12 protein-coding genes are annotated in these 19,512 nt (G+C 45.2%); all 12 read right to left on the reverse strand.

Annotated features, from left to right (window positions below):
* Positions 1 to 37: 37 nt before the first annotated feature.
* Positions 38 to 145 (reverse strand): smalltalk protein, encoded by a 108-nt coding sequence (locus DWW10_RS25940; RefSeq protein WP_369905645.1) that lies wholly within the window; start codon positions 143 to 145, stop codon positions 38 to 40.
* 72 nt (positions 146 to 217) lie between these two features.
* On the reverse strand, positions 218 to 661 hold the full coding sequence (locus DWW10_RS00935) for an N-acetylmuramoyl-L-alanine amidase (protein ID WP_022394299.1): 444 nt from the start codon (positions 659 to 661) through the stop codon (positions 218 to 220).
* 147 nt (positions 662 to 808) lie between these two features.
* Entirely contained in the window at positions 809 to 1,321 is a 513-nt protein-coding gene (locus DWW10_RS00940) for an HU family DNA-binding protein (protein ID WP_022394298.1), read from the reverse strand.
* 544 nt (positions 1,322 to 1,865) lie between these two features.
* Positions 1,866 to 2,144, reverse strand: coding sequence for a DUF4248 domain-containing protein (locus DWW10_RS00945; protein ID WP_022394297.1), 279 nt, complete (start codon positions 2,142 to 2,144; stop codon positions 1,866 to 1,868).
* A 111-nt stretch (positions 2,145 to 2,255) separates the two neighbouring features.
* Complete coding sequence (locus tag DWW10_RS00950; protein WP_022394295.1) at positions 2,256 to 4,685, reverse strand: DUF3987 domain-containing protein; 2,430 nt, start codon at positions 4,683 to 4,685, stop codon at positions 2,256 to 2,258.
* A 740-nt stretch (positions 4,686 to 5,425) separates the two neighbouring features.
* Positions 5,426 to 6,706: a hypothetical protein gene (locus tag DWW10_RS00960; protein WP_022394294.1), complete on the reverse strand. Its 1,281-nt coding sequence runs from the start codon at positions 6,704 to 6,706 to the stop codon at positions 5,426 to 5,428.
* A 182-nt stretch (positions 6,707 to 6,888) separates the two neighbouring features.
* Positions 6,889 to 8,301 (reverse strand): glycoside hydrolase family 30 protein, encoded by a 1,413-nt coding sequence (locus DWW10_RS00965; protein ID WP_022394293.1) that lies wholly within the window; start codon positions 8,299 to 8,301, stop codon positions 6,889 to 6,891.
* Between the two features lie 8 nt (positions 8,302 to 8,309).
* Positions 8,310 to 9,296, reverse strand: coding sequence for a family 43 glycosylhydrolase (locus DWW10_RS00970; protein ID WP_022394292.1), 987 nt, complete (start codon positions 9,294 to 9,296; stop codon positions 8,310 to 8,312).
* A 40-nt stretch (positions 9,297 to 9,336) separates the two neighbouring features.
* Positions 9,337 to 11,709, reverse strand: a complete 2,373-nt coding sequence (locus DWW10_RS00975; RefSeq protein WP_022394291.1) for a glycosyl hydrolase family 95 catalytic domain-containing protein — start codon at positions 11,707 to 11,709, stop codon at positions 9,337 to 9,339.
* An 11-nt stretch (positions 11,710 to 11,720) separates the two neighbouring features.
* On the reverse strand, positions 11,721 to 14,513 hold the full coding sequence (locus tag DWW10_RS00980) for a glycoside hydrolase family 2 protein (RefSeq protein ID WP_022394290.1): 2,793 nt from the start codon (positions 14,511 to 14,513) through the stop codon (positions 11,721 to 11,723).
* A gap of 6 nt (positions 14,514 to 14,519) precedes the next feature.
* Complete coding sequence (locus tag DWW10_RS00985; protein WP_022394289.1) at positions 14,520 to 17,114, reverse strand: beta-glucosidase; 2,595 nt, start codon at positions 17,112 to 17,114, stop codon at positions 14,520 to 14,522.
* Between the two features lie 24 nt (positions 17,115 to 17,138).
* Positions 17,139 to 19,403 carry a GH92 family glycosyl hydrolase gene (locus DWW10_RS00990; RefSeq protein WP_022394288.1) on the reverse strand — a complete coding sequence of 755 codons (2,265 nt, stop codon included), beginning with the start codon at positions 19,401 to 19,403 and terminating at the stop codon, positions 17,139 to 17,141.
* Between the last annotated feature and the right edge of the window lie 109 nt (positions 19,404 to 19,512).

The raw sequence follows: 19,512 nt of genomic DNA on the forward strand, positions 1-19,512 counted from the left end.
TGCCAAAAGAGATTTTCCGGCACACCCTCATTTTATCTTAATGCATCACATTCATTGCATTTGCTCCCACTACTCCTGCCACAGCCGAAACTACTGCGATGATCACTTTAAAGATCATACTCCATACAGATTTTTTAATTGCCATTATTTTCCACACCTCCTTTCCACCAGCCTTTAATTTTTAATTTATAATTTCTAATTTATAATTTATAATTTCTCAAAGCTCCTTCCTCACCTCGAAGCACGGACATTCCTTTATCCACTCCTCCGGCTCAATCACCCCATCCCCATTCAGGTCCGGACTGAGGTCACGATGTCCGCAAATGCAGACATTGTTTTTGAATCGTTTCAGTAATTGTGCCACCAGCAAATGCATGGCACTGCGCTGCTCCGGCGTGCGTGTATCCTTGGGACGCCCTTTCGCATCCAGACCGCCTTCATAGCATATCCCGATGCTATGGGCATTGTGTCCTTTACAATGTGCCCCCACAACCTCCAGTGGGCGGGTATTCGCCACTGTACCGTCACGACGGATATAATAATGATAGCCAATGCCGCGAAACCCACGACGACGATGTACCGTTTCCAACTCCTCTACCGTAAGACTACAATCCTCTCGGGTAGCGGAACAGTGAATAATGATATGATCAATTGTTCTCATATGAAGATTTATGATTTATAATTTATGATTTATAAGCCGCGCAATGCACCCTCACCGCTTCGTATCCGGTTTCCCGCATCGCACCGCCTTTCATTCTTTAATTTTTAATTTCTAATTTTTAATTTTCAAAGCCTCCGGCTTTAGACCCTATCCCAGCGGATCATCTTCTATGCCACCATCTCCGGAACCGCCCTGGTTGCCGCCACCTTCCTCTCCATCGGTGCCCGGCATATTCAGCCGCTTGAGCTGCGTTTCAAGGTCGACAAAGTCGATGCGGTCCTCCGCACGGGTGGTAGCAGGGTCCAGATTGGGACGGATGGCACTCGAAGCACGGAAATTGATGCGGACCGACTTGATCTTCTCAGGCAGACAATCCTTCTTCACTACCGAACCTATGGTAGTAGCAGAAAGGCTGAAAACACCAAAACCGTCGACATTGACGGAACGACCGTTGTAGAGTTCACTGCGCAAGGCTTTCACAAAATTGGTGAGTACACTCTGAATGTCGCCCAAAGTAAGCGAGCTGCTTTCTTTCATCTGGGTAGCAATACTGTTCAGGGTGGCCGACTTGCCCCAAACCAGAAGTTGGGGATAGTACTTACCCGAACCGTCCTTCAGGAACGGGTTCTTACGAAACTGTTTTTTGTATGTTACTGACATAATAATTGATTTTCTGAAGATTGATAATTTTCGTTTATCAATCGGTATGAATCGGTATCGAGCGAAGAAATGGCAGAGGCGACGTCTTATCTCCGGGAAATTCCTCACAGGGTCCCCGCATTGAGGACATCACAAAGGTACGGAGCAGAGAAAAAAGGGATGGTTGAAACGGGATGTACCGGTATGTACTTGTACGAACTTTGTCGTACTTTGTCATACAACTAGACTTCAAGCGGGCATGTTTGGTGCATTCTTGTAGGGTTTGGAGGGAAAGTTGACGAGTTAACAAGGGGACAAGGGGACAAGGTTCCATGCGGCACAGAAGCATTGCGCAGCCCCCTGTTCCCTTGTCAACTCGTCAACTGGTTTCCTTCCTTTCTTTCCCAAAAAGCACAAAAAGTGACCGTTTGAAGTTCAATCAGAAAGCAATGATATAATGAAAAACAAGCAATGCCGTGGCATGAAACATAGCTTGTTCCACGCCACAACATTGCTTGTTGACAGCCCAAGTGCGGGATGTATTACCTATGACGCGTCACCCCGTTCAGGGCGCATCCAGATATTTCACCAGTATCGCTACCTGACGCCGGCTGAAGAGCTGGTCATTCTTCCCCTCGGGGCCATTGTAAAGCTCACGATGCAGAGACGGATTGAAGTTTATCCAACGGCGGAGCTTCCTCAAAGCCGCTTCGGACGAAAGGCAGGGAAAATAAAGTTGTGCCAGGTCGGACTTCAGATATGCCCTGACCTCAAACCGGAGAGCCTCGGAACCGGATTCTTCAGGAAAAACCGTTTCGGTATTTGTGTACTTTTTTAGATTCATACTGTTTTTCTGTTTTCTATTATTCATGCTTTATTCAGGAAAAATCGGAACACCAAAAAGACCTCGGAAAGCGTTTCCGGTGCTTGTATAGGGGTCAATTTAGGGTCAGGGTCACTTATACCCCCGCCCGGAGCCCGTTTTACGTTTCTTCCGATAGCCATTCTCCTCTTTTACAAGACATTGAAGTTTCAACGCTTTACGTAAAAGCCGTTTACCCGTAGATTCGGACATACCGGTATTCTCCACTGTTTGAACAAACTCCGTATAGGTAAATTTCCTGGATAGAGATGACAAAATTTCATCCAACCGATGAAAACGGTGCATACTGACAGGGGGCTGAGTGGTATCAGGAAGCGAAGTGCTGAGCAGCAAGCTATGCTCAATCAGCGTGCGAATGATATCCATTGCCGTATGGAAATCTTCATCCGTACACCCATATTCCTTGGCATAACGGTAATCTTCCCACTTGCGGAAAACGGTGAGTACAGCGGCCAGTCGCATACCCAACAATCCGGCACGGCGGATGAGGCTGCCTGAAGAATCACGCCCCTCCACCAATGCACGACGCAGCAATTCGCTGAACATCTCCGTATGAAGCTGCCACTGTGAAAGACTGAAAGTGACCAGCGTAGGCGACTCCAAAAGTACCTTGTGCATCTCAAGCAACTCCTTTCCCAAACTCTGGAAGTAACGCCGAAGATCCACCTCTTCATCACCCGGAGCACACGATTCCCATTGTGGGTTTTGCTGCCGGGTGTAGAATGCGAAACGGGAAAAAAGCCCCACTTCGAGCGAACGGAAAAAAACGAGGAACTGCTCTTGAGTACCGGCGATATTGAGTGCCAGATGCGGATGCTGCACCACTATCGGATCGCCATCTATCTTGTACGATGAAGAGACTTCCTCATGATGGGCGGCCTTACACAGAATATCCTCATATTTGCCACAATCCTGCCCCAGCGAGGAAATCATCGTATTGATTTCTGTAGTAGTCATGCAGCATCCCACTTCACCGGCTGCTGCCAGATGTTCGATAAGACGGCTCTTGCTGGTGGTAGCCGATATTTTAAGGTACTGTACTTTCGGCTCTTCCGGTTTCAGGTTGATGTCCGGCAGGCGTTTCTCGCGTCGTGCCTGCTGCTGTTCCGCATCCCATCCCAGCAAGGCTTGTTCATAAGCTTTCTTGTTCATGCGGCGTATCTGGTCGTAATACTCCTGCGTGGGATCCAGTAAAGCAGCAGTAAATCCCAGAATACCTTTACCCGCACCGGCAGGAGCCACACTGGCCAAATAGAAATGGGGTGAATACAACGATTTCTTATAGTAGAAACGGACGTATGGAAAGAGTGCGCTGCAACTGTTCAGGCACCCCAGCAATGCCATGTCACGCTCACGCTTGTCGCTTGTATAACGGCAGCAGCGTGTCAGCAAATCGGGCAGACGGGTAAAGACATCGTCGGGAATATAAGGTGCCTCGGCACGCAAATCGTCATTTTTTTCCAACACTACTTCCGGAGCATCTTCCTCATTGGAGCTGTAGCCGGGGTTATAAGTGACCCTGACCCCTTTTTGACCCCTATCCGGCTGTTTGTTTTCTTCCTGCAACTTCCCAACGAACTGATAACCAGCCAACACGCGTTGACGAATATCTTCAGCCGTGAAATCACCCGACGCATAACGTCCGGAGAAAAGGGAGACCAACTTTTCAAGTTCTTCAAGAGAAAAACCTTTACCTCCTGCCACACGCCCCAACTTCAGTGCAAGGTCGTTGCGATTGCCGCGACGAAAGGGATTGTTCCGTTCAAATTCGTCGAGCAAACGGGAAATAAACCCGCATGCTACAGACGAAGTACCCGGATCGATAATCTGCAATGCCTTTGACTGCCCGTTTGCCGAAACCTTCGGCGGAATAGTTGCCGGAGTATCCGGTAACGCCGGACACTCCGGCATTTCAAATGCCACAGCCTCAGCATTCCAATATGCTTCCGGGTCATAACTGTAAAAACAAGGCTGAGTCAGAATCTTGCATTTCTCATCGTAAGGATGTCCTACATGGGTACTTACCATACTACCCACAGCAGCATAAAGGCGTGCATAATCTTTCTGCACATCCTCTTTCCGCACCCGAACCAGTACTTTGATTCCCTCGCCGGAAATACTGATAAACGAAATACAAGTAAAAGGTAAAGAGCGTGTCAGTTCCAACACCTCCTGTGTCCGTTCGCCGGTATGGTCCAAGTCAATGCACAGCAGTCCGCTATGCACCGACAAACACTGTACCGCATGCCCTCCCCGGCAAATGCCGGCGGGTACAATACAAGGCATTCTGTCCTTTACGGCTTGTGCTTCGGCTTCATGCCCCGGCAGAGCTTTCAACCGGCGATACTCCTGTACCTGCCGGCAATAGCCGTCGCTACGCACCGTATCTACAAATTCCCGAATAGTAATAGTACGTGATGTTTTACTCCGCACGCCCGGAAATTCAGAGACGGAACCGGGAAATTCCGAATCTACGATTTGTTTTTGATCTGTATCCTTCATCTTTTCAATGTTACAGCATCAGGCAACAGGCACTATTGTCGCTGCCACTGTAAAGGAAAACATAATAAAACAAATCACCCTTGAGTTTTTGTACACTTTTATTTTTTAATCATCTCATACCCAATGATATAAAAATCGAAAGTGTACATTTTACGTATTTACATCTTTTAATGGTTTATCCTGCTTCTTACAATCCATATTTAATTTTCTCCCTTTCTCTTTTTCTTTTTTCGTCCTCTTCCTCATAGTCCGACTGAAGCTTGGTGAGGTTCTTCAGAACGCGCTTCACTATCCTGAACGCTTCCTCGCTTAATGACTTATTCTCTGCCAGATCAGCACAAAAAGTGTCCAAATTCCTCAACTTCCTTAACTCCTCAATATTAATTTTAAGTCGCTCTTCCAAAACTTTACCCGTCTATCCTGTTGCCACATTTTATTTCAGTTTGCATCAGGTTAAGCTCGGGATATCCACAAAGGATAGACAGGGGGAAGACCTGTAGTACACACAATGACTACTTATGCATAGAGAAAATATATTATCAATTATAACAATTCCAATGATTTTTGCATGAATCGTCATAGTCAAAAAAATTACTCTGCAAAAGTACTAAAGTTTAGTCTCCCAATACGCACACATGATCATTTTCTGCAGGTAATTTATAATAAAAACCTACACGGACGAAATCTTACCTTATCCTTATCAATCATTCATTCATTTTCTTTATTACGTTATGCCTATTTTACTTAATAAGTATGCTCGCACGTTGGTCATTGAGTATATACAAGTTTTCTAAATGCTTATTGATGATGGCTTCACCACCTCCTACTTGTATACGGTTGCCACCTTCGGCACCAAAGCCTCCCAATGCCGCCGAGCGCACATCGGCCACATAGCCGGGTGAGCGTCCTTTCACATATGTATAACCAAAGAAGAGAGGAGTCACATCGGCCAGTCTGGCTTTCTCCTTCCATTCCAATTGAAGTTGTACGAACATCTCACCGGGGCAAACGGCTATTGCAAAGTCATTAATAAGGAATGTAGCGATATGGACATCTACCTTACGATTTTTGTCCTCGCGAGTAGAGAATTGCAACGAGTCTGTACGCATTTTGAAAGAAGTGTTATCACTGGAGGCATGTAGTGCATTGGCAAGTTTAATCACTTCGATTCCGAGCAATTCTCCTGTGCGCTGAATGGGCTTGTAGTCTGTTTTGATAGGATCATCGGGTCCTGAGCGTCGCCGACTAATCATCAGCCCTTCTACATTACCGCCACCACCGGCTACAAAGAGGCAGATAGCTTTGTTATCGAACGCTTCTTCCACCTTCCTACAAGCATATCCGGGATAGTCGGCCGAAATTTCATAGCTGAAACAACCAAGGTCTGCATGCATGGCATAACTCATAACAATGGCACGGGCATTGCCTTGCATATCTTCTACCTTAATTACTCCTACTTCGGGGTCAACCGGACCGAAAGGTATCCGTTCGGGGTTTTCTACATTGTAGTGTTCATCGCCTATCCACGATTCGCGAGCCTTACCGTCTTTACGGATAATAAGGCGATTGAAACCCAATTGCGGAAACGTACGTGTGCCTGCTGAAATACGTGCGGGGAACATATTGCCGATTGCCTCGCCTACTACCTTAATGATGCACTCTTCGAAGAACGGGGTATTATTAGGTTTCTTTTCACGGGGTCTGGCATCAGCCATGTTGGGGTCTTCGTGAGTATGCGAAGCACAGACCAGCAATTGCGTGATGCCATATTTCTCTTTGCAAACCTGTGCCACACGATCGCTGTGAAAACTGACCAGATCGACAGATACCTGCGCTACCCGCATATTACCTATCTCCATTACATGTGCACGTGCATACACAGAGTCGTGTAGCGGGATGTTCTGCTTGGGAGTAATGTTGATTTTAGCCGTTCCGGCCATTAGCTGTCCTTCGGCAGCATTGAGTGTGCCCGATAGAGCGAAACATCCACAGAGCAGAATGAAAAGGAATACTTTTTTCATGATTAAAATATGATTATTCAGTTAATACTTTATGTAATTCTGTATAATGAGCATTAATTATACAAGCCGTTAATAACAAGATGTTACCAACGGCTTCCAAATATTTTCCAACATATAAGAGCCGGTTTAATTTTTGCTCGGCATTATTTAAACAAGCTCTTACAGGATACCGGATGAAAAGATTATTTCTTCCAACTTACCGTATGGAAAGAATGAGGAGGCAAAGTCAATGTAACTTTTTGTTTCCCCATCTCAAGACTCATCGTTTCTTCCATATCGGTCACATTGGCAACAATCACACTGACCGTACCATCGGGATTAACGAAAGCCAGCATATTCTTATCCGACGGTGTTTCCAGCCTATAAGCACCTGTCTGTACAAAATGCCCTAAATGCTTCATCAGATAAAATTCGGGATTATACTTCACGGTTTGTTGCTTCTTGTCAATGGATACCATAGAATTCTGATTCCATCCCCAAGGACTAATGCCCGGAGTAGGAAGAATCATATTCCAATAGTGATAGGAATTGATACCATTATTGAAATAGTGCTTCATCAGGTTCCATGTATATTCAGCATAATCCCATGAGTTTGCTCCGTTGCCACATTCAGTCTCGGTTTGCATCAGGTTCAGATTAGGATATTCACGATGGATAGTCGGGATAGCCTTCTTACCATCCCACTGGAAACCAACGCCCTTAATGTACTTAGCTGCCTGTTCATCCCGCAAAGCAGTGCGCACATAATCCGGATTGGATGTATTGATAGTTCCAAAATAAATATCAGTTTTGATGTTCTCTCGCTCAAAAGTCGGCCCCAGATAATGCCCCAGGAAGAAAGTCAGATCTTCCGTGCGCCATTTACAACTGGGAAAAACCTGGTTGGAACAAGGTTCATTCTGAACATGAATACATTCCAGCGGCAATCCTTCAGCTTCATAAGCTTTGATAAAACGTGCAAAGTAATCGGCATACGTTTTCAAATAACCCTCTTCCATCCGGAAACCGGTACTGAATTCTGCTATAGCTTCACGCGGTAGCAATCCATTCACGTCTTTCTCTCCAGACGGACGGACCGCAGAAGCATAATGATTATTCGTCTTCATCCAAGCCGGAGGACACCAGGGAGAAGCCCAAATGCGCAAGTCAGGATTTATCTGGCGGGCAGCTTTAATATAAGGAATCAGAATATACCTGTCACGGTCGATATTGAAATTCACCAGATTAAAGTCTCCTGCAACATCCGCCGAAGAGTAAAAACTCATGGCAAAGTCATTGGCTCCCATCGGAAGACGGCAATAGTCGAAGCAAGCTCCATCTTTGCCAAAGATAGCTTGAAGAACAGTTTCACGATCTTCAGCCGACAAAGCATTCAGCGCATCCCAACCCATTTCATTGAAGCAGCCACCTATACCCGTAATCAATTGTAAGCGTTGAGTCGGGTCAAGCACAATCTCTGCTGCGGTAGTTGCACGTTCCGGCTTTACCTTCTGTTTCACCCACGGAGAAGTCTGAGTGGTAGTATACCACTCGACTTTCTGCGCTGACACAGTTCCACTTAGCAGGAACAGTAAAATCAGACTTATTAACCTCATAAGCTATCTTATTTTCTTTGTTTCACCATCTGGATAGTTCCGTCTTCATTGTAGTAAAGTTTATCCACACAAATAGAGCGCAACCAGTCATGATTAGATAAAGCACTGTTGTGGTAGAATGCAAACCACTGGCCTTTATATTCTACGATAGAACCGTGATTGGTATAGCTGTCGGTAGGCTCCATATAGATACCCATAGATTTCCAGGGACCGAGCGGGTTATCACTGATAGCATAGCGCATACGGTTGTCACCTTTCACACCGTCATTCCAGTTTTCATCGTGATTATCGGAATAAGAGAGATAGTATTTTCCATTATATTTATGAATCCATGTAGCTTCGTGGAAGTCTTCCAGACCTTCCATTTCCTTCATTTCTCCATCCAGTTCCACCATATTATCTTTCAGCTTGCCCCCTTTACAAATCTGGCCGCCACCGTTATAGATATAAGCCTGACCGTCATCATCCACAAATACACAAGGGTCGATCAACGGGTCCATTCCTTCAATATATCCCTGCACAGTAAAGTTAGCAGCCGGTTCTTTGCTGGTAGCTACACCGATCTTCCAACTATCATTCCACTTCGTATCACTGGGATGCGGGAAGTAGAAATAGTACGTACCATCCTTGTAAGCACAGTCGGGAGCCCACATAAATCCACCTTCTTTACGTCCCCAGGGCACTTGTGACGAATTCAGAATTTCACCATGATCTTTCCAATTTACCATATCATCCGTAGAGAACACATGATAACGGTCCATCAAATCGCAACCACGCGGAGGATCTATATCATGCGAAGCATATACATACAAACGTCCGTCCGCCCATACATGTGCCGAAGGATCGGCTGTATACATGTGCGTGATAAATGGATTGGGAGCCATACTGTCAATTCCGGCTGCCTCTTCTTTCGCCGAATTGCTTTTAGGCGACTGACAAGAAAACATAGCTCCCACCAGGAATAATGCAAAAATAGGATAAAAATGCTTTTTCATAAGTAATGTGTTTTATATTAGTAATTAATAGCAACCATTGCTATTGATAGTCTATTGTAGCTTTATAAGGTTTCCCTTGCTTCAACTGAATAGTACGATCATACAACTGCCCTGCTTTCATTCTTATCTCCCGGTCTTTCGCTGAATACAAGGTTACAGACACCTTATTCTGCGAAAGATCCCACGAAAGATGTTCAATGGTAACTCCGCAACGAGTCTTTATTACGCTGATACTGCCTTGTCGGATACCCTCCACCAAAGCTGGTAATAATTCAAGCCCTTCTTCATTGGAGCCAACCAGCATTTCTATCAATACACCGGGCACGGCATGACAAACATCAGTACAGAAAGTCCCGTGGTTCGGATAATGTGCGGTAGACAAACTGTTATAATAGAAATCCTTCTGAGTAAGCGTCATCATTTTCTTCCTTAACGAAGAAGCATCATGTAGTCCGGCAGCAATCAAGGCAGCGTGAAGATAACCATGACCGGCATTCTCATAATTATATTGATCTCGCATTTGCAATGCCCTGTGAGCAGCCTTGTAAAGTTCCGGTGTCTTATCTTCCGAGAATTCCCGATAAGGCCATACCATCATCAAGTGGCTGGAATGGCGATGATTATAACTCTCTTCAAGTCCCGGCCATCCCCATTCTTTGATAGCTCCATCCTTATTAATCCGGTAGGGAGGCAATTCATTCAATAAGCGTTGCCAACGGATTTTGCCACCATTTACGCCCTGCTCTTCTCCCAGTAAATCGCATACCTTAACCAAAGTAGACAACAGGAAGCGAGCTCCGGAAAGATCAAAAGCGGAATTATTAAGCAAAGATACCCGCAAATTGGACGGTTGGTTTTCCGGTGAAACAGATCCTGCTATAATGTAGTGTCCTTCATCATCCTTGTACTTCAGGAAGTCTTCATAGAAATCTCCCATACACTTCAGCAAAGGGAACAAACGATTTTTCAGGAACTCTTGATCTTCCGTTATCAAATAGTGTTCCCAGAAAGGATAAAGTAACCAAGCTTCTTCACCCGTTGCATAATGGTAAGGATAGAAATCATTGATAGAGGCCATCAATCCTGAAGAAAGTCCGGGCGTGTTTCCACAGGCCAACATACCCCGACAGCCCAATAGTTTGGCAGCATTGGTTTCAAAGTCTTCCCGCCACACCTCATTCAGATGGAAATAACCTTCCATCACTTCAGGCATGGCCCCCGTATTGCCACCACTGACTTGTAGATTCAGATTGGCATCCAAATGATAGTAACCGCCCCATCCGGCATTACAGTCGCCAGTCCAGATTCCTAACAAGTCAGGAGGAGTCAGTTCGTTTCCGGAAGATAGGAAATGATACCTTCCGGCCTCAAAGATACGCTCCCATAAAGCCAGTACAGGCTGATCGGTATTCTTTTGCTTCTCCAACAGTTCTTCGTTAGATAGTGAGCGTTCCTGAGGAGTCGCACCCAAATCAATCCGCACCCGGTTATAGATAGAGGTGTGGAGAGCTTTATGAGCTTTCAATAATCCATTATAATTGGCACGAACCGCATCAAGCTCTTTTTTCAGAAATCCTTTACTCCATTCAGCCTCGCAATTCTCCGGATACTTTTGAGTTCGGGACAGCAAAAGGATTTCCGAGGCATCCTTTATGTATAAGGTATCGTTACGCAAAAAAGAAGAGCCCCCTTTCTGTTTTACGCGGATACCTCCTTCATAGCCTATAGTATCCATAGGTGCGGCATAGTTCACACGGATATTCAGATAATCTTTCGTATGCAGACATTTTGTTTTCAGTTCTTTCGGGAAATTCATCTCTGCGGGCATTTGCAAACTGATGGCACAATTCAGTTTACCAGCAGAAGGTGCCTGTAGTTCGAAGACTGCAACATCGGCATCTCTTGAAACAAACGCCCGACGCTTCCATGCTCCACATTCATCACTCCACCGGACAGTAATTTCACCGGTTTCATAATTACAAATACGGCGATAATCTCTTACCGCTCCGGAAGCATCCATATCTATTTTAAGTGCAAAGCCCGGATGTCTTCCACCCTCTCCCCCGTCTTGCCAATGCGAGGTACGGACAGCCAAATCATTCGCTTCTTTAAACTTCCCGGTTGCGCAGTATTTCTTTATCAAATCGAGCGTATCACGGGGAACCTCCGCAAACGTACGTGGGTTCTGCCGTGGAAAGTTGAAAGAGCGATCATTGAATACCACCGTTTCATGCAAAGGATTTCCAAAAACCATGATACCCATCTTACCGTTACCTGCCAGCAGAGCTTCCTGCCACTTCGTATAAGTATCAGGAAAATGAATGGAATATCCTTGACGTACAGCCGGCTGGGCGCATACTCCCAGCGATGCTATACCGATTAATATGAAGTATAGTATCTTTTTGTTCCACATAATGACCTTATTTATTTCAGTGTGAGTAATCTGCTGCGCTTTAAATTATACCCTTCAGCAGAAATCGCAACTTTTCCCCGGGATACATATTCCACCGTTACCGTTCTCTTCTCTCCCGGTAACAAATTAAAATAGCCGTCGGAAGCATAAGCCGGCAAAATACGTTTATCTGTATCCGCCTCACGGACATTGAGTTTCAGAGCGAGGGCAGGCATTACTCCGGTGTTCTGTAATTCTATTTGTATCTGATTCTCCTTTTGCCAGATCAGTTTACAGTTTATGGAAGCTTCTTCCAAAGCATTGAATCCCTCGAAATTACCCTCACCGTTATCTTGCCAATAATCATTGATCGAAATAACCTTGCCACGCTTATCCTGAAGTATCAGACGTTCCATATATACTCCGGATACAGCAACCGGTTTATCTTGTACGAAGCATTCTGTCAATCCATTAGCCAGTACATTCAGCCTGGAAGTGCGCTTAAACAATGACTTACCTCCAAGGGAATAAACTTCATAGATAACTTTAGCCCCCTTTATTTCTTTTAAAGAAGTATTTACAACAACAACTTTCTGATCATCCAGATTCTTCTGAATATGAATCGGCTCACACGCCTTACGGCATCCATAGAAAGAACCGAAAGTTTCATAATCCCAGGAATAAATCTGCCAAACCATGCTGGGCCAAGCGGGATGACTCATCCACAACAACAGCCCACTTGTGCTATTCCACATTTTACTGTTCCAAGCTTCCATCATGGCACGGTGACTGTCATAATTGACAATCTGTGCTTTCCGGCTAAAGTCTTTCAGGTCCGTTGGTTTTCCATATTTCTGGTCTATCGCCTCCATAAATTCCCTTTGGCCACCATGTAAGTCATGATAATACCACACATCACTGATGGGCCAGGCATCTTTCACATCCATCATAGCCAGGATGGATTCTTCCGTAGGAATGGAAGTTGAACCTTGTTCAGTATTGAACCCATGTGCCCGGTCGCGATAGTAATCCACCGGATTCTTATGATAGTTCCATGGACCGCTTGGTCTCAGGTTGCAATGGGTAGAATTCGGACTGTAATAACGGGTACCGTCTTTCTCGGCAATCATCTTTGCCAGATGTTCTTCGATATATACAGGTGCAAACCCCTCATTCCGGGGATTCCAAACAGCAATGGAAGGATGATTACGGAAACGTACCACTACATCTTCTGCATTCCGCAAGAATAGGTTATCATCATTTACCGGCATATTGTAGCCTTGCGTACTCAGCCAGAAATCATTGAAAACCAGCATACCATATTCATCACACAGCTCATAGAAGCTCTCTTCCGTGCTCTCGCCTGTCCAGTTGCGGATCATATTAAAGTTCGCTTCCTTGTGCAACCGGAAATAAGGTTCAAGATGTTCACGCGAAACGCGCTTCATGGCATCATCCATTCCCCAATTTCCTCCTTTACAGAAGATACGCCTGCCGTTGACTTTTATCACCATATAATGCTGCATGGCTTTATCGGGTGCCGGCACAAGAATATCAGAAGAAACATTCTTTTTCAGACGAGGCATACACATGCCGCCTTCTATATATTTGCGGTTTATATTATCAAAGATAGGTTCGCCCTGCCCCATAACCGTCGGACGATATTCCACCCGGCGGATAGAATCATCGGGGAAACAGACTTCCAATTCATAAGAAAGCTCACGGACTCCGAAACGCACTTTCTTAGAATCAGAGGGTACGCCTTTTTCCGCTACAACCACATCCATCGTATAAAGTTCCTGACGACCGTAATTATTCGGCCACCACAAACGGGGAGACTTCAGTTCCAATGCCTTGTGCGCATCCGGAGTAAAGACAACCGTTTTCCGCTCTTTCGGTGCAAGGTTTACTTCCTGAGTCACCTTTTTACCTTCAAGATTCAGGTCAACGGATACTTGTCTGGCTATCGGTTGCAGGTTCTCCACTTCCGTACGTACGGTAACTTCAGCGACCGTAGTATCCGGTAATGCCAGATGAGTAACTACCTGTGTATCATGCAGACGGATACCGTTCGTGAAACGTAAATGTACATCCTGCCAGATTCCTATATTCCGGTCACGGATACCCGGCACCCAGTCCCATCCCTCTGAAGAAATAAAGGTAGGCCCGTCCAGACACAATTGTCCGCCATTCATACCGTTTCCGGCGGATGGAGATTGTTCATGAGGAATTCCCGGGTTAGGCGGTGGAAGAATACGAACAACCAACGTATTCTTGCCATCCACCAAATGGTCCGTTGCGTTAAATTCACCCCGGATAAAAGCACCTTTCATTGCACCCAGACATACATCGTTCAGCCATATCTCAGCTTGATAATTGATGCCTTTGAAAACCAACCAGGCTTCCCGGCCTTCTGTAGGAACAGGTGAATTGAATTCCAAACGATACCACCAATCCATCCTGCAAAGGGTGTCGGGAATTGTCAGATTATTCAGTCCATAATAAGGATCGGGATACACACCCTGATCCACTAAAGTAGTCAATACAGTACCCGGAACGGTTGCATTATACCATCCATTTTTGCCATCCGTCAGTTTCCAACCCCGGTTCAACAGAAAATCATTCTCACCAACCTTCTCTACCACCGCTTCCACCGGTATCTGCGCTTTCGGCGTGGGCATCATGATTTGCGCTTTCGACTTCGGTAATGTCTCTTTCGGCTGAGGATGAGTCAATCCCCAATTTGCCACATTCTGTGCTACTAATGAAGTAGCACAACCCAATAAGAGACAAAATATCCACTGAAATTTGGCATTCCGTTCCATCCTTACTTATTTTTCCGGGTGAGACATCAGATAATTATATTTCTGCAATACCGAAACCACTTTCTGTAAACGAATATCAGCAGAAGAAGCACCTACCATGATCGTATAATCGCCGGAAGGATAGACAAACTTATCTTTCGCCTCATCCCAATAACGCAACAGGTCTTTACGTAATTTCAAAGTCACCTTCTTGTTTTCACCACTCTTCAATGTGACACGCTCAAAACCTTTCAGCTCTTTGATAGGCATTACTTCATCCCGTTCAGGCAACTTCACGTATACTTGAGCAACCTCATCACCTGCATATTTACCTGAATTCTTCAGTTGGAAAGAAACATTTATCTCCTCTTCACCATCTGCCACTTGCAGGTTGGAATACTTAAACGTGGTATAACTTAAACCATAACCGAAAGGATACAGAACATCCCCTTTGAAGTATTTATAAGTACGTCCCTTAGTAATATCATAATCATCAAACGGAGGGAGCTCATCCAGACTTCTGTAATAGGTCAACGGCAGACGGCCACCCGGATTATAATCACCAAACAAAACTTCCGCTACAGCTTTACCTCCGCTTTCACCGGGATACCAAGCATTCACGATAGCCGGAATATGTTCATCCATCCAGTTGATAGCCAATGAGCTACCTGCTACCAATACAACTACGATATTCGGATTTACTTTGTAGATTTCCTGCAAGAACTCTTGTTGGTCCGCCGGAAGTTGGATATCATATCTGTCTTGCCCTTCACGTTCTATTGACTTATTAATGCCCAATACGGCAACCACTGTCTCACACTCACGCACTGCCTTTCCGGCTTCACCGTACAAATCCAGTCGCGTCACTTTTCCTACCTGTGGAACACGCCATTGCAGTTTAGCAATAGCATAGTCACGGTTATCATAATATTCCGCCTTCAACTGATAATCTTTTCCGGCTTCCAGATAAATAGTAGCAGTATCAGTCCGGACAGCATGTCCCGGCCACGCATCAATCAACATCTTACCGTCAATGCTCAGGCGACAACCGTCATCCGATGTGAAACTAAGTGTATATTGTCCGGTAACCGTAGGACGCAATTTTCCAGTCCAACGGACAGACAAAGGAGATTTAGGCAAGAAGGGGTCCGGTGCCTGGTTGGCAGGCTCAAAGTTGATCCACTCTTCTTTACGCACTTTCGGAGTTCCCTGCAACTTGGTATTGTCAAAATATTCGGCCTTCAATCCTTCCGGGAAACTGGCACCCTGTATAAGTTCCATTCCGTCTACAGCAGACTTCCATGGGGCGTATACCACTTTTACATCATCGCCTACCCTGTCTTTAATACCTTGTAATACAGAGATCGGAGCGATTACCGGCAATCCGCTATAATCACCAAACTCACTGCTACCCGCATTGATGCCTACCACTGCTATGGATTTTACCTTCCTGGCGTTAAGCGGCAACATTTTCTTTTGATTCTTGAGTAATACGATACACTCACGTGCAGCATTCAAAGCCACTTCCTGATGTTCTGCCGATCCTATCACAGCAGGAGATATTTTCGTATAAGGATTCTGTTCTCCACTATCGAACAATCCTAATTCCATACGCGCTCTCAACACACGATAGGCTGCGGAGTCGATGTCCGCATCCGTAACCATATATTGACGGTATGCACTCAGCAAAGGCTGGTCATATACATCATCTCCACATTCCAGATCCAAACCTGCTTTTATGGATAAAGCAGCGGCTGCTTCTTTAGTCTTTACATATTTATGCGCATTCACTAACAAAGAAGGTCCACCGCAATCGGAAACCACATATCCTTTAAATCCCCAGTCCTTACGAAGTACTTTCGTCAATAACCAGGCATTCAAGGTACAAGGCACATCATTCAGGGCATTGTATGCTGACATGATGGAAGCTGATTTACCATCCTTCACACACGCTTCAAAAGCCGGAAGGTAATATTCACGTAACTGTTTCTCTGAAATCTGCGGATTACATACAAAACGATTGTGTTCTTCATTATTGGCTGCAAAATGCTTGGGAGTCGACACAATCTTCAGATAACGGTCATCATCGCCTTGCAGACCTTTCACAAAAGCGGTACCCATGATCCCACTTAAATAGGGATCTTCTCCGTAAGTTTCCGGAGTACGTCCCCAACGTGGGTCACGCGCCATATTCACTGTGGGAGACCAGAAGGTCAGCAAGTCACTGAACTGGCTTTTCTGCTCCCGTCCCTGATCCAGTTCATTCCAACGGGCACGGGCTTCATCAGAAATAACCGTAGCTACCTGCAATTGCAGTTCCGGATTCCAGGTTGCCGCCAGTCCGATAGCTTGCGGGAAAACGGTAAAGCGTCCCGGTCGAACCACTCCGTGAAGCGCCTCGTTACCGTGGTAATACTTAGGAATATCCAGACGGGAAATTCCCGGAGAGGTGGCACGCAACAGGCTGATTTTTTCTTCAACCGTCAAGCGTGATAATAAATCCATGATGCGCTCATGCATCGATGCTTTCTCATCCTTATATAGCTCTTGAGCCTGTGCCACTCCGGCACAGGCAATTAGAGCTAATAATCCTGTAAATACAATCTTTTTAAGTGTTTTCATGGTTTTTTCCTATTGACTTATACCTTATTGTTTTTCTGCGGATGGAGGCACTGCATCACCTGCACTACCCCATGCCTTATTGGGTCTGCTACCCATCACCAATACCAATTTTCCGCCTTCTTTTATGTCGTCATGACTAAACCAAGGCTTATTCCATTCTTTTCCGTTCAATGTTGCAGACTGGATGTATTTATTTTCATCCGACGCACCTTGTGCTTCTATTTCAAATACCTTTCCATTGCTCAACATCACCTTAGCCTTAGTAAACAAGGGACTACCGATATTATAAGCAGGGAATCCCGGTGTAACCGGATAGAACCCTAAAGAAGAGAATACAACAAATGCCGACATACCGCCACCGTCTTCATCTCCCGGTACCCCCATCAGGTCGTTACGGAACCAAGTCTTCAGCAACTGACGAATACGTTTCTGTGTCTTCCAAGGCTGACCTGCATAGTTATACAGATAAGGAATATGCAAAGAAGGTTCATTGGCCATTGAGAATTGTCCTACATTTCCGGTATGATCCGGTATCTGTGCATAGAAAGCATATTTGCCACGTCCCAACGGTTCACGGAAAGTCTGATCCAGATTTGCTATAAACTGTTGGTTACCACCCATCAAATCAATCAGATCGGCTACATTGTGAGGAACATCCCAACGATAAACCCAACCATTATTCTCACCATAATATTCACGGGCCCCCATACCTCCGGAGAAACGATAATCGAATGGTTCGATCCACTTACCATTCTTATCCTTCGGATGGAAGAAAGCTGTTTCAGCATTATACACGTTACGATAATTATGAGCACATTGCAGATAGTGAGCAGCATCTTCTTTCTTTCCCAACATATCGGCTATGCGCGACAGGCACCATTGATCGTATGCAGTTCCCAATGTAACTGCAATCGGCTGACGCTTTTCGAAATGATGTACATTCGGGTCTGTTTCTTTTTCTCCTTCCTGAAGTGCAGGGATATATCCATTCTTCTTATAGAAATCATCAATCCAACCGGCAGCAGCACCCGACCACGGAGCCAGTGTTTTTTCTTCAATTCCTTTACGGCAAGCTTCATAGGCCTTAGCCAAATCGAATTGTAAGCCTTTAGCGGCCGCATCAGCTACTGTTGCTACGGCATGATTGGAATTCATACGGCGGGAGTCACCTGTAATTTCAGGGAAGGTAGGCATCCACATATTACCCATTTGTTCAGCCATACGCAGATAAGAGTCAATCACATTCTTTTCCGTATCTTCGTCAATCAGAAGGCGTAGGGGGTGAGCAGCACGATAGGTATCCCAAATCCAGTCGTCCGTATAGAAAGGTTCGCCATTATCCTCATGTACTTTTCCGTCAAACGCACTGAAATAACGACCACCCTCACTGATACAAACGGGACGTTCGAATATGCGATAGAGTGACGTATAAAGAATTTGCTTATCTGTCTCACTGCCACCTTCTACTTGAATATCGCTCAATGCTTTATCCCAGATTTGACGTCCTTTTTCTGCCAAAGCCTCTAGATTATAGTCCGGTAATTCACGTTGCAGGTTCTCTTTAGCCTGTTCCTCGCTTATAAACGAAATACCATAGCGCAGATTTACCGTTTTCGTTCCGTCGGCAAAGTGCAGAACAGTACAGGCATTGCGTCCTTCAGCTTCCTTTGTGCCTGCATCTATTTTACCATCAGCCAGAATACCCGTTTCTATAGGGGTAATGTCCGATTCTATATACAGGTACACACGCGTATTATTCTCCAATTGCTGGTAACCGCTCACAAATCCGTCACCAGCTTTGATGGCACCGTTTCGTGAATTAATCATCATATATACAGGTTTATCCTGCTGGCTATAATCTATTTGATAAAGAGCCGACTGATGAGAAGGTGCATACTTCACTTTAATTTCCTCGTCATCGAGAATCACCTCATAATAATAGGGTTTCAACTTCTCATCATCATAGCTATAGGCTACAACCGGACGAAGATTCTCTCCCTGATACGGACTCAGGTTGAAAGCTGAGCTTCCACGATGACTGGTTACAATCAAAGGAAGACCGTTCAACTGATCTGTTGTATAATCCGCCCGTTCGGGATAAACACGAAGCATACTATTCGGCAGATGAATAGTCGGGAAAGTGGGCACCAGCAAGTGGCTGATATTTCCCATGTAAGGATTTACATAGTCCACCGGACCTTTCACGGCAGCTACTTGGTTTTGTACTCCACTACAAGCGCCCAACATGGAAACTAAAGCTACAGAAGCCAGGCAATGTGTAATTTTCATAATATAACAGTTTTAGTTTATATTTATTCTCGAAGGCAAATGTAAGGCTCAGCACTTTCCCTTTCAATTAAAAAAGACTTAATCGCTAATTAAATTTGAATAAAGTGGT

Source organism: Bacteroides intestinalis (assembly GCF_003464595.1).
In the GTDB taxonomy this organism is placed as follows: domain Bacteria; phylum Bacteroidota; class Bacteroidia; order Bacteroidales; family Bacteroidaceae; genus Bacteroides; species Bacteroides intestinalis_A.

Bases quoted from the DNA above. Each gene is read 5' to 3' on its own strand.
- DWW10_RS25940 (WP_369905645.1), bottom strand. From the start codon at position 145: ATGGCAATTAAAAAATCTGTATGGAGTATGATCTTTAAAGTGATCATC.
- DWW10_RS00935 (WP_022394299.1), bottom strand. From the start codon at position 661: ATGAGAACAATTGATCATATCATTATTCACTGTTCCGCTACCCGAGAG.
- DWW10_RS00940 (WP_022394298.1), bottom strand. From the start codon at position 1,321: ATGTCAGTAACATACAAAAAACAGTTTCGTAAGAACCCGTTCCTGAAG.
- DWW10_RS00945 (WP_022394297.1), bottom strand. From the start codon at position 2,144: ATGAATCTAAAAAAGTACACAAATACCGAAACGGTTTTTCCTGAAGAA.
- DWW10_RS00950 (WP_022394295.1), bottom strand. From the start codon at position 4,685: ATGAAGGATACAGATCAAAAACAAATCGTAGATTCGGAATTTCCCGGT.
- DWW10_RS00960 (WP_022394294.1), bottom strand. From the start codon at position 6,706: ATGAAAAAAGTATTCCTTTTCATTCTGCTCTGTGGATGTTTCGCTCTA.
- DWW10_RS00965 (WP_022394293.1), bottom strand. From the start codon at position 8,301: ATGAGGTTAATAAGTCTGATTTTACTGTTCCTGCTAAGTGGAACTGTG.
- DWW10_RS00970 (WP_022394292.1), bottom strand. From the start codon at position 9,296: ATGAAAAAGCATTTTTATCCTATTTTTGCATTATTCCTGGTGGGAGCT.
- DWW10_RS00975 (WP_022394291.1), bottom strand. From the start codon at position 11,709: ATGTGGAACAAAAAGATACTATACTTCATATTAATCGGTATAGCATCG.
- DWW10_RS00980 (WP_022394290.1), bottom strand. From the start codon at position 14,513: ATGGAACGGAATGCCAAATTTCAGTGGATATTTTGTCTCTTATTGGGT.
- DWW10_RS00985 (WP_022394289.1), bottom strand. From the start codon at position 17,114: ATGAAAACACTTAAAAAGATTGTATTTACAGGATTATTAGCTCTAATT.
- DWW10_RS00990 (WP_022394288.1), bottom strand. From the start codon at position 19,403: ATGAAAATTACACATTGCCTGGCTTCTGTAGCTTTAGTTTCCATGTTG.